This is a genomic window from Methylobacterium sp. 88A (genome assembly GCF_000376345.1).
Taxonomy (GTDB): domain Bacteria; phylum Pseudomonadota; class Alphaproteobacteria; order Rhizobiales; family Beijerinckiaceae; genus Methylobacterium; species Methylobacterium bullatum.
In genome coordinates this window covers 4,830,625-4,842,332 of record NZ_AQVT01000001.1, presented here as the reverse complement: position 1 = coordinate 4,842,332, position 11,708 = coordinate 4,830,625, and the positions used below count along the sequence as shown (strand labels likewise).

The 11,708-nt window shown below is 68.2% G+C and carries 10 protein-coding genes; 4 read left to right on the top strand and 6 right to left on the bottom strand.

The window, feature by feature from the left end; all coding sequences use genetic code 11:
* The 4 genes from A3OM_RS0122980 to A3OM_RS0122965 form a co-directional block, all read left to right on the top strand.
* Positions 1–587, top strand: a 587-nt coding sequence (locus A3OM_RS0122980) for an undecaprenyl-diphosphate phosphatase (protein ID WP_018046151.1), incomplete at its 5' end; no start/stop codon positions are given.
* 198 nt (positions 588–785) lie between these two features.
* Positions 786–2,657, top strand: coding sequence for a methylmalonyl-CoA mutase subunit beta (locus A3OM_RS0122975; RefSeq protein WP_018046150.1), 1,872 nt, complete (start codon positions 786–788; stop codon positions 2,655–2,657).
* 65 nt (positions 2,658–2,722) lie between these two features.
* Positions 2,723–3,109, top strand: coding sequence for a hypothetical protein (locus tag A3OM_RS0122970; RefSeq protein ID WP_018046149.1), 387 nt, complete (start codon positions 2,723–2,725; stop codon positions 3,107–3,109).
* Between the two features lie 145 nt (positions 3,110–3,254).
* The gene (locus tag A3OM_RS0122965) at positions 3,255–3,683 is read left to right on the top strand and encodes a hypothetical protein (RefSeq protein ID WP_026176341.1); all 429 of its coding nucleotides are present in this window, start codon (positions 3,255–3,257) and stop codon (positions 3,681–3,683) included.
* A gap of 87 nt (positions 3,684–3,770) precedes the next feature.
* On the opposite strand, the gene A3OM_RS0122960 is transcribed toward A3OM_RS0122965, so the two are convergent.
* The 6 genes from A3OM_RS0122960 to A3OM_RS0122935 all read right to left on the bottom strand — a co-directional run bounded on the left by A3OM_RS0122960 (position 3,771) and on the right by A3OM_RS0122935 (position 11,490).
* On the bottom strand, positions 3,771–6,842 hold the full coding sequence (locus A3OM_RS0122960) for an N-6 DNA methylase (RefSeq protein ID WP_018046147.1): 3,072 nt from the start codon (positions 6,840–6,842) through the stop codon (positions 3,771–3,773).
* A gap of 105 nt (positions 6,843–6,947) precedes the next feature.
* Entirely contained in the window at positions 6,948–8,492 is a 1,545-nt protein-coding gene (locus A3OM_RS0122955; protein WP_018046146.1) for a sensor domain-containing diguanylate cyclase, read from the bottom strand.
* 169 nt (positions 8,493–8,661) lie between these two features.
* Positions 8,662–10,467 carry a translation elongation factor 4 gene (gene lepA, locus A3OM_RS0122950; protein WP_018046145.1) on the bottom strand — a complete coding sequence of 602 codons (1,806 nt, stop codon included), beginning with the start codon at positions 10,465–10,467 and terminating at the stop codon, positions 8,662–8,664.
* A 195-nt stretch (positions 10,468–10,662) separates the two neighbouring features.
* Complete coding sequence (locus A3OM_RS24590; RefSeq protein WP_018046144.1) at positions 10,663–10,923, bottom strand: type II toxin-antitoxin system HicB family antitoxin; 261 nt, start codon at positions 10,921–10,923, stop codon at positions 10,663–10,665.
* Complete coding sequence (locus A3OM_RS0122940) at positions 10,920–11,228, bottom strand: BrnA antitoxin family protein (protein WP_018046143.1); 309 nt, start codon at positions 11,226–11,228, stop codon at positions 10,920–10,922. The genes A3OM_RS24590 and A3OM_RS0122940 overlap by 4 nt, the downstream gene beginning before the upstream one ends.
* Positions 11,203–11,490 carry a BrnT family toxin gene (locus A3OM_RS0122935; RefSeq protein WP_018046142.1) on the bottom strand — a complete coding sequence of 96 codons (288 nt, stop codon included), beginning with the start codon at positions 11,488–11,490 and terminating at the stop codon, positions 11,203–11,205. The genes A3OM_RS0122940 and A3OM_RS0122935 overlap by 26 nt, the downstream gene beginning before the upstream one ends.
* Positions 11,491–11,708 lie beyond the last annotated feature (218 nt).

Below are 11,708 nucleotides of genomic sequence, written 5' to 3'. Positions count from 1 at the left end.
TTCCGAGCGATCCGAACGCGAGACGCTTCGTCCTGGGCATCCTCCTCGCCTTCCTGCCGGCGGCGATCATCGGCGGCCTGTTCTCGAAATACATCAAGTTCTACCTGTTCAACCCGTGGATCGTCTGCGCCACCCTGGTGGCCGGCGGCCTCGTCCTCCTCGTCCTCGACGAGACCGACCTCGAGGTGAAGAAGCGTGACGTCTTCGACTTCACCCTGCCGATGGATTTCAGGATCGGCCTGTTCCAGTGCATCGCGATGATCCCGGGCGTGTCGCGCTCCGGCGCCACCATCGTCGGCGCGATGCTGATGGGAGCGGACAAGCGCTCGGCCACCGAGTTCTCGTTCTACCTCGCGATCCCCACCATGGCCGGGGCCTTCGCCAAAGACCTCCTCGACAATTACAAGAACCTCTCGCAGGACGATTTTGGCCTGATCGCCATCGGCTTCGTCGTGGCCTTCCTCTCGGCCTTCGTCGTGGTCCGCACCGTGCTCGACTACGTCTCCTCCCACGGCTTCCGGCTGTTCGCGTGGTGGCGCATCATCGTCGGCTCGCTCGGCTTCGCGGGGTTGATCCTGTTCGGCTGACGCACCCGCCTCGCGGCCCCGGACCCGCCTCGCACGCCGGGGCTCGCGACGCGGCGGCGGCCTTCGTTTTTCTTTGAGTCCGCGCTGATTTCTTTGATGAGTCCGGCGTGTTGCCCGGCAAGCCTCGCCGTGCGAGGGCTGTCGCCGACAGCGTCCGGCCATGCGCGGCCGGCGGAAGCGTGCGCCAAGGCCCTGACGATGGACAATCGCCCCCTCGCCGACCTGTTCCCCACGCCCACGCGCGAGCGGTGGCTCGGCCTGGTCGAGGGCGTGCTCAAGGGCGGCGATTTCGAGAAGCGCCTGGTCTCGAAGACGGCGGACGGCATCCGGATCGAACCGCTCTATGAGCCCGCCGCGCCGGTGGCGCAGCCCATGCGCGCGCCCGGCCCCTGGCGCATCGCCCAGCGGGTGGACCACCCGGACGCGCAGGCCGCCCACGATCTCGCCATGGCCGATCTCGAAGGCGGCGCCGATGCGCTGAACCTCGTCTTCGCGGGCGCGGTCTCGGCGCGCGGCTTCGGCCTCGCCGTCGACGACGTCCCGGCCCTCGACACCGCCCTGTCGGGCGTGATGCTGTCCCTCATCGCGACACGGCTCGACGCCGGCGGGCGCGGGCTGGAGGCCGCCCGTCTGGTCAAGGCTTTGGCGGCGCATCGCAACGAGGATCTCGGCAGTCTCGACCTCGATCTCGGCCTCGACCCGATCGGGACGCTCGCCGCCACCGGCCGCCTCGACGCGACGCTCCCTGAGATCGGCGCGGCGGTCTCGGCGCTCCTGTCGGAGTTCGACGGAGCCGGCTTCACCGGCCGCGCGATGCTCGCCGACGGGCGCCCCTATCACGAGGCCGGGGCCAGCGAGGCTGCGGAACTCGCCGCCACCCTCGCCACGGCCGTCGCCTATCTGCGCATGCTGGAGGCCGGTGGGCACGACCTCGCCCGCGCCCGCGATGCCGTCGCCATCCTCCTCGTGGCCGATGCCGACGAGTTCCTGACCATCGCCAAGTTCCGCGCCATGCGCCGCCTCTGGGCGCGGGTGGAGGCCGCCTGCGGGCTCGACCCGAAGCCGCTGCGCCTGCATGCCGAGACCGCGTGGCGGATGATGAACCGGAACGACCCGTTCGTGAACATCCTGCGCACCGGCATGGCCGCCTGTTCGGCGGGGCTCGGGGGTGCCGATTCCGTCACCGTCATCCCCTACACCGCCTCGCTGGGCCTCGCCGACGCCTTCGCCCGGCGCGTCGCCCGCAACAGCCAGATCGTCCTGATCGAGGAATCCAACCTCGCCCGCGTCGCCGACCCGGCGGCAGGGGCCGGCGGGTTCGAGGCGCTCACCGAGGAGCTCACCACCACGGCCTGGGCCGCCTTCCAGGCCATCGAGCGGGAGGGCGGAATCGTCGCCAGCCTGCAGGCCGGCGCGATCCAGGCCCGGATCGGCGAAACCCGCGCCACCCGCGCGAAGAACGTCGCCACGCGCCGCGAGCCCCTCACCGGGGCGAGCGAGTTCCCCTTCCTCGCCGAGAAGCCGGTGACGGTCCTCGACCTGCCGCCCTTCGATGTCGTGGCGCCCGCCTTCGCCCTCGGTGGGGCCGGGACGACCACCTGCGAGGCCCTGCCCTCCTTCCGCCTCGCCGAACCCTACGAGGCCCTGCGCGACGCGTCCGACGCCCATCTCGCCGCGACCGGGCGGCGCCCCCTGGTGTTCCTGGCCAATCTCGGCACGGTCGCGGTCTTCAACGCCCGCTCGACCTTCGCCGCCAACGCCTTCGCGGCCGGCGGCATCGAGGCGGTGAACGAAGAGGGTTTTTCGGAGAGCGACGCGCTGGCCAAGGCTTTCGCCGCATCCGGCGCGCGCATCGCCTGCCTCTGTTCGTCGGACGCCCTCTACGCCACCCACGCCGTCGCGGCGGCCGAGGCTCTGAAGAAAGCGGGCGCGACCACCGTGTACCTCGCGGGCAAGCCCGGCGATCTCGCGGAAGGGCTCAAAGCCGCGGGGGTCGATGCCTATCTGCACGCGGGAGGTGATCTCCTCACGCTGCTTCAGGCCGCCTTGGGCGAAGCCACACGAGCGTGAACCGCAACCGATACGCGATCAGGGGCGTTTCCAGCCCCGATCACGTCCTTGCAGAACAGGCTACGATGCGACGCTTCCTCCTTGCCGCCGGCTCCCTCGCTCTCCTCACGACGTCCCTCGGAACCACCGACGCGGCCACGCGGAAGGTCTCGGTGCCCAACCGCTACGACGGCGCCTGGAGCATCGAGGTCATCACCCAGGACGGCCCCTGCGACCGCGCCTATCGCTACGGCGTCCGGATCGCCAAGGGCGAGGCGAGTTATCCCGGCGGCGATTTCGACATCCGGGGACGCGTCTCCGGCAACGGCTCCGTGCGGGCGACGATCATGCGCGGTTCCGATGGTGCCACCGTGGTCGGCCAACTCGATCGCGGCGGCTACGGCAGCGGCACCTGGTCGAGCAACGGCATGATCCGCTGTTCCGGCCGCTGGAACGCCGAGAAGCGGGGCTGACCCGGCTTCTGTGATCGGCCGGGCACAGTCGGCTCACGAAATCGCGCATCGCAGGTTTCGGGGCGCATCGTGCCCTGTTCCTGTCCAAGTCTTCGATGAATACTTGGGGCGAATCGATTTCGATCGACCTCGAGGTATGTGCGCGATGAAAGCTCGGCTGCTTGGCGCTTTCTTGATCCTTGTCGCGACGGCGGGTGCCGCGAACGCGGCGCCCCGCACACCCGGACACGCCCATGCGGCCATGGCGCCACTGGAGCGCGCCGCCACGGAGTGTTTCGCCGAGACGGTGATGGCCAACCCAGCGGCCATGCGCCATGCCCGGGCGGGCCGCTGGTACGAGGCGGCGGGGATCATCGGCTTCCTCTGCCGCCCCGAGGTGGATGCGATGATCCGCACCCATGACCAACTCTTCGGCAACGGCACCGGCCAGCGCTACTTCAAGGTCGCCTATACCCGTCATCTCGGCGGCGAACTCGCCATCCGCCTTCAGCCGATGCTGGAACGCACGGCCGTGGCGACCGCCGAACCGGCCGCCGATAGGACCGCCCCGGAAACCGGCGACAAGGCCGAGTAGCGACTTCGAACCGAGCTTCGCCGGGTCCGGCTCACTAAGGCCTGTCTGCGCGACCGAGCGGCGGTATTCGTCCGCCGGGCCTTGGTATCAGGCGTCGACGGTCTCTTCCTCGTCGCGGGCAGGAACGGCTTCGTCGTCCGGCAGGGCGAGGCGCGGATCAGGCCCGAGGAGCGTCTCCACCAAAGCGTCGATGCGGGCCGACACGCCCTCCTCCCGCAAGGCGTCCCGCACCAGGGCCCTCGCCTTTTGGAACGAGACCCCCATGGGCAGCGCGACGGCGGCCGCCACCTCCTCCGCCACCGCGCCTTCCGCCGCCAGCCCCGCATGAACAGCCTCGCGCGGGTCGAAGCGGGGGATCGGAAGCGTGAACATCAGCTTGTCGAAATGTCGCGGCCCCTGCTCGCCTCGTGCCTGCATGTGAGCGATGCGGCGACGCACGGCTTCGCTGTTGAAGAGAGCCTCCAGATAGCGTGCTTCCGCCATCGACTCGACCGCTGCCCAATAAAGGCTGTGGTCGATGATTCCTTCGGGACCGAGGAGGCACGAAGCCAGTCGGGAGCCTGTCTTGGTGAAGACCACGCGAATGGGCTGCACCGGAAACTGCGCGGACAATCCGCGTTGAAAATTCCAACGCTGCTTTAGGGTGATGCGTCCGGCGCTGTGTTGCGCCCAGCTTGCCTCGGCCTGTCGCATCCAGGCTCCGAGGCGGGTCGCACCATGATCGCTCGCCTGTTTCGCGTCGAGAACATTCCCATCGGGTGTCATGGGCACGATGCCCTCGAACGGATTCAAAACGCGAAACGACGCGATGGATTCGCCGAGATAGACCGGCCGGACGTAATCGCTTTCGACAGCCCCCTGCTGAGCGGGCAGGTCTCGCCAGGGGACTTTCTCCTGTGGGGACCTCCTGCTTCTCAAGAGAGGTGCTGCGGCGTTACCGCCGAGACGGCCTGACTGAACGCGATCCACCAGACACAGCATGCGCGGAACGAGGGTCGCCCCTTGATGGAAGAGCGGGCGATAGGGCGACCCGGCCTCGAAGTTCGCAGGCACCGGTGCATCGGCCCGATCCAGCCGCAGGCAGCGATCCGCCACCTCCTCGGGCACGTCCTTGAAGGGGAGCCGCCCGGCGAAAGCCGTGACCCGCATGGGCGTCGGCCGGGCCTCCCCCGCCGTGACATCGGCGAACAGGACGCAGGTGGGCACCCTGAACAGGGGCGAGACGGCCTGATTGTCGAGAACCCAGGCGTCCGAGAACGCGACACGGACCTCGGTCCAGTCCCCGCTGCGGAAGGCTCGGAACTGGCCCCGGCTCAGGGCGGCGAGCGGCAGCACCATGGCGACCCGGCCGCCCGGCCGGTCGCCCTCCGGCGGCCGGACATAGAGCTCCGCCGCCCGTGCGAAGAACAGGCCCGACAGATCGGTCTGCGTCACCAGCCGCGCCTCGTCGGGGCCGACCCAGATGCCGAGCCGGCGCGCGGTATCCCGGAACAGGGCCTGCAGGGCGGGCGCCATGTAGCGGTAGGACAGCCAGGGCGGGTTGCCGATGACGACATCGACCCTGGCGCCGTCCGAGAGCGCCACCGGGCGGCTGAGGTTGCGGGCGAAGAAACCCCAGACATGGTCGCGCCCGGCCCGGCGCAGGCGGTCGTAGATCGTGAAGGTGGTGACGAGCGTTGCGTGCTGCTCCGCCGCGACGCCAAGCCCCGCGAGCCCACGCGCGAAGGCGTCCGCCGTGCGGCCGGCCTCGCTGGCATCGTACATGGCGGTGACGACGCGGTCGAACAGGGGCGGATCGGCACAGAGGCCGAGGGGGAAGCGCAGGGTCGGCGCGCCTTTGCGGCCCTCGCGGGGGTCGCGCGGCACCTCGACCACGAGGTCGCTCTCGAACGCGTCGCGCTTCACGTTCCATTGCAGCGCATCGCCGAGATAGACCGGCAGGGAGATGTCGCCGCCTCGCCCCGGCAGGGCGTCGCCGAGGGCCAGCAGGTAGGTGACGCGGGCGAAGATCACGGCCACCGGATGGACGTCCAGCCCCGTGACGGAAGCGCAGCAGCGCGACGCGATCTCCGTGAGCGGCACGCCCGCCGCGATCAGGGCCTCACGCTTGAGGCGCACGGCGTGGAACAGGAAGCTGCCCGAGCCGCAGGCGGGATCGAGGCAGGTCTGCTCGGCCGGCCGGTCGAGGGCGCGCCGCACCACCTTCCGGGCGAGCCAATCGGGCGTGTAATATTCACCGAGATCGTGCCGTTGCGCCGGATCGATGAGGGATTCGTAGAGCACTTTCAGAAGGTCGACATCGACGCTGCCGAGGTCGAACCGGGCGGCATGCGCGGCCAGGCTGGCGACGATGGACTCCCCGCCCGGCGCCTGGATCACCCAGCCGAAGAAATCCGTCTCCACCGCGCCGTGGACCCCCGCCTCGTGGAAGGCGCGCCCCGACAGCAGATCCTCGGGCGAGCGCCCGGTGGCGCCCATGGTTCCGGCGGCGATCGCCTTGGCGAGGATGACCAGATAGGTGTGCTGGAGCCAGAGCGTGTCGTCGTCGATGGCCTTGCCGTAGACGAAGCCGAGATGGCGCGACCAGAGCTGCCGCTTCAGGACCGCCTCCGGGTCCGCCGCCAGCGCCTCCCAGGCCTTGGCGAGGAGGCCGAGGGTCCGCGCGAAGGCGGCGCTCTGGCGGCCGAGTTCGTTGGTGATCCCGGCCGCGTCCGCCGGCAGCCAGTCGAGGACCGCGATGACCCCTTCGAGCCAGGCGGTGAGGCCACGGGCGTCCGCCAGCCTCACCTCGTGCTCGGTGAGCCGCACCAGGACGCCGTCCCGCATCTCGTAGGCGGTGAAGGTGGCGCCGTCGGTGGCGAGCCCCACGTAACGCTGGCCGGTGGCGCCCTCGCGTTCGGGCAGGTAGCGGGTGAGCTGAGCCTCGGCGTCCCTGGCCTCCCGGCGCAGGTCGGACTTGATCTCGATGATCGTCCTGCCGAGCAGGGCATCGAGGCGCCCTCTAACCTCAGGTATCTTTCTCTCGAAGAAGATCTGCTCGCTCTTGGCGCCCAGCGCCTCGATCAGCAGGCGATAGAGCAGCGCCCTGACCTTCTCATGTCCCGGACGGATCGAGAGTTCCGCGATGATCGGAGTCAGAGCATCGTCATCGATCGCCATCGCCAGCCCTCACGTGAGGCTGCGAACTATATATACCTGAGGTTGCCCATCAAGCACGGAACGCGATCACGCACAGGTTGTACGCGAGGCGTGGGTGCGCGCCCTTCAGGCGCCCGCCAGACGAAAGCTCGCCTGGCGCCGGTCCACCACGCCGCGACGGCGCTCGACGAACCGGGTCTGATTGCGGCCGTTGGCCTTGGCCTCGTAGAGCGCGGCGTCCGCGAGACTGAACAGGTCCGACGGCGTGAGGGGGTCGGCTCCCGGCGCGCCCATGGTCGCGACGCCGATGCTCACGGTCACCGATCCGGCTTCGATCCCGGCCGAGTCCACCGACAGGAGCGCCACCCTGGCATGAACCCTCTCGGCGATGAGCAGGGCCGCCGTCTCGTCGCCATCCGGGATCAGGATCGCGAATTCCTCGCCGCCCACCCGGCAGACGAGATCGACGGGACGGTGAACGCTCTCCAACAGGCAGCGGGCGAGGCCGCGCAGCACCTCGTCGCCCACCGCATGCCCATGGCGGTCGTTGAAACGCTTGAAGTGATCGGCATCGATGACCAGCAGCGCGAAGGGGCGGGCCGCCTGGTCGGCATCGCCCCGCAGGGCGGTCAGGGCCTCCTCGAACCGGCGGCGATTCGGCAGGCCGGTCAACGCATCGGTGAGCGACTGCCGGGCGAGTTCGACCTGCATCGCGCCGCGCCGCTCCAGCTCCCGTCCGAACAGGAGCAAGAGGCCGATGGTCAGGCCGCACAGCACCACCACGATGGCGCTGATGACGATCGCCTTCGCGCGCCATTCGGCCTCGATCTCGTTCACCGCCAGGGCGACGTTGAGGATCAACGGCAAGGTCCCGACCTGCGTGAAGGCATAGTGCCGGTCCACCCCGTCAAGGCTGGAGGTCCCGACGAAGCTACCGCTGCCCTCGCGGACGAACCGCTCGAAATTGGCCGTTCCGGCGAGGCTCGTCCCGAAATCGGAGTCCCGGTTCGGGTAGCGCATGACGCGCGTCCCATCGTGCAGGTACAAGTTGATCGCGCCGTCGCGCCCGAGGCCCAGGCGGTCGAACAACCGCGTGAAGTACGACAGCTTCAGGGTGCCCAGGACCACCCCGCCGAACGACCCGTCCGGCTTGTCGACGCGTCGGCTCAGCACCATGACGCGTGCGCCCGTCAGACGCGACATCAGCGGCTGGCTGATCAGCAAGCCACCGCCGCCCCGGGCCTTGTGGGCCTTGAAGTAGTCGCGGTCGACATTGTTGGTGTGGCGCGCCGGGATGGCATGGCCGTCGAGAATGCTGTCGCCTCGCTCGTCGAGGACGAGGATCACGCCCATGTCCTGTGCCGAGATCGCCCGATCGAACAGGATCAGCTGGCGCAGCTCCGGCGACAGATCGGCGAGAGCGGGAAGTTTCAGGTTCTCGGTGACGCCCTGCAGCGACAGATCGATGATCTCGATATTGCGGGCGATGTCGCGTTCGATGATCTGGAGCAAGTTCTGCGAGGTTTGCTCCGCCTTATCCCAGGCGTCCTTGCGCAGGTCGAGCAGCATGATGGCGGACACGACGAGCATGCCCACCGGCGCCAGGATCCCGAAGAGGATCCACGTGCGCGCCGAGCGGAACCTGCGAGCGAATCGGCGCGGCAGGACCATCGGCATCTCCTCCCAGGTCACCCGGAGGTGCCTGGTTCAGACCATGTTACCCGCCTCTTCAGCCGGGACACGGCGTGCCGTGGGTTCTAAGCCACAGGCCTTAATGCGGGGTTAAACGCGCCGCGACACAACCGGAGGTGGAGACGGAGGCTCCCGCTCCGGCTCCGGCTCAATCGTCCATCTTCAGCGCGGCGATGAACGCCTCCTGCGGGATTTCCACGCGGCCGAATTGGCGCATCTTCTTCTTGCCCTCCTTCTGCTTGTCCAGCAGCTTGCGCTTGCGCGAGATGTCGCCGCCGTAGCACTTGGCGGTGACGTCCTTGGAGAGGGCCTTGATGGTCTCGCGGGCGATGATCTTGCCCCCCAACGCCGCCTGGACCGGGATCTGAAACAGGTGGCGGGGGATCAGGTCCTTCAGCTTCTCGCACATGGCCCGGCCGCGATGCTCGGCGCGGCTGCGGTGGACCAGCATGGAGAGGGCATCCACCGGCTCGGCATTGACGAGGATCGACATCTTCACGAGGTCGCCCTCCCGGTAATCCGAGATGTGGTAGTCGAACGAGGCGTAGCCCTTCGAGATCGATTTCAGGCGGTCGTAGAAGTCGAACACCACCTCGTTGAGCGGCAGGTCGTAGACCACCATGGCGCGCTTGCCGACGTAGTTGAGGTCGACCTGGGTGCCGCGCCGGTCCTGGCAGAGCTTCAGGACGCCGCCGAGATACTCGTCGGGGGTGAGGATGGTGGCGCGGATCCACGGCTCCTCGATGGCGGTGATCTTCATCACGTCCGGCATGTCGGCCGGGTTGTGCAACTCCTTGATCGTCCCGTCGGTCATCTGCAGGCGGTAGACCACGGAAGGAGCGGTGGAGATCAGGTCGAGGTTGAACTCGCGCTCCAGGCGCTCCTGGATGATCTCGAGGTGGAGCAGCCCGAGGAAGCCGCAGCGGAAGCCGAAGCCGAGCGCCGCCGAAGTCTCCATTTCATACGAGAACGAGGCGTCGTTGAGCCGGAGCTTGCTCATGGCGCTACGCAGGGTCTCGAACTCGGCGGCATCCACGGGGAAAAGCCCGCAGAACACCACCGACTGCACGTCCTTGAAGCCCGGAAGCATCTCCTTGCAGGGGCGCTTGTCCTCGGTGAGCGTGTCGCCCACGCGGGTGTCGGCGACCTCCTTGATCGAGCCGGTGAAGAAGCCGACCTCGCCGGGGCCGAGCTCGCCGATATCGGCCATCTTCGGCCGGAACACGCCGATCTTGTCGACGCCGTGCACAGCGTCGGCCCGCATCATGCGGATGTTCATGCCCTTCTTGAGCACGCCGTCGACGATGCGCACCAGCACGACGACGCCGAGATAGACGTCGTACCAGCTGTCCACCAGCAGGGCCTTGAGGGGCGCGTCGCGGTCTCCCTTGGGCGGCGGCAGACGCTTGACGATGGCCTCCAGCACCGCCTCGATGTTGAGGCCGCTTTTCGCCGAAATCGCCACCGCCTCGGAGGCGTCGATGCCGATCACCTCCTCGATCTGGGCGCGGATGCGCTCGGGCTCGGCGGCCGGCAGGTCGATCTTGTTGAGGACGGGGACGATCTCGTGGTTGGCGTCGAGCGCCTGGTAGACGTTGGCGAGCGTCTGCGCCTCGACGCCCTGCGAGGCGTCGACCACCAGCAGCGAGCCCTCGCAGGCCGCGAGCGACCGCGACACCTCGTAGGCGAAGTCCACGTGGCCGGGGGTGTCCATCAGGTTGAGGATGTAGTCCTTGCCGTCCTCCGCGCGGTATTCGAGGCGCACGGTCTGGGCCTTGATGGTGATCCCGCGCTCCTTCTCGATGTCCATGGAGTCGAGCATCTGCTCGCTCATGTCGCGGAGCGCCACCGTGCCGGTGGTCTGGATCAGCCGATCCGCCAGCGTCGACTTGCCGTGGTCGATATGCGCGACGATGGAGAAATTACGGATGTTGTCGATGGGGACGGTGGTCATCGAGGGGTCTGTCTCCGGCGCGGTCGCGGTCCGTCGGCGTAAGGACGGGCCCGGCGCACGGCTTTTCGGTGTGTGGACGCGTGTCGGGAGATAGCAGTGCGGCACCGGCACGCCAAGCGGAGCCGCGTCCGCACGTGGTCGCGCCCCTCGGTTCCAGGCGCGACGGCTCTCAGAGCGGACGACGGTGAGCAGACCTCACCGTCGTCCGGTAGAGACGACGTCCCGTAAAGCGACACGCTCGGTCTCCTGCGGCGTCCCCTCGGTTGGCTGCGGCATAGGAAGGCCCCAGCGCCCATGCCCCCGCCCGACGGCCAACAGGGCCTCGGCCATTTCATGCAATGCCTCCTCGCGGGTCGCCCCCCAGGCGACCGCTTCCGGTACGGCTGAGCAATAGGCGTGGAGCGTGCCGTCCTCCTCCCGGCGAAGCGCGACGGAATAAATCCGTTCGCCCGTCATCGCGCCAGCTCTCCCGCGCCCCTCGCAAGGGCCTCGTGCATCCGCGTCTGCCAGCCGGCGCCCGTCGCCTTGTAGGCGTCGAGCACGGCGGGATCGACGCGGAGCGTCAGATTCACCTTGGGGGACTCGACAGGCGGTCGGCCGCGCCCGCGCTTCGTCATGAGCCTATACATCTCCGGCGCCGCTTCCTTGAGGGGCTTGAGTTCGGCGAGCTCTGCGTCGGTCATCGGGGGCGTGTCGGATACCTCGTCCCAGTCCTCCTGGGAGAAGCTGACGCCCTCAGGCTTGGGATTGGTGGTCGTCATAGGTCTTCCTCTCTTTCCCGTTGGCTGGGCGAAGGCTGACGATATCGAACGCTTCCGTCCCCAGGGGTGAAATGATGACGACCACGACGAGGACGTCGTTCCACTCGCCGATGAGCATGTAGCGGTTGCGGCCGGTGCGGCTCGGCCTGGTCGGGCGAATGAGTGCCCGTTCCGCATCGAACGAAGCATCAAAGTCGGCGAAGTCCAGCCCGTGCTTGAGCAGGTTGGCCTTGCGCTTATGCTCGTCCCAGGTCGCGGTCACGCGATTATATGTATGGGCGCTTAATCACAGCCGCAAGCAATTTTTCGCTATGGCGGAAAATAGCCCATCCGATCTCATAAGGTCGTGGACTCCGTTACTCATGTGGCTTGAAGGGGTCGTGCGGCCACATGCTACGCGTAGAGGTCGATCTCTTCGCTGAAAATCACCATGCCCGTTCCGAGGCCGCCTGCCCCGTCCGCCTTGCACGATCCCTCGGG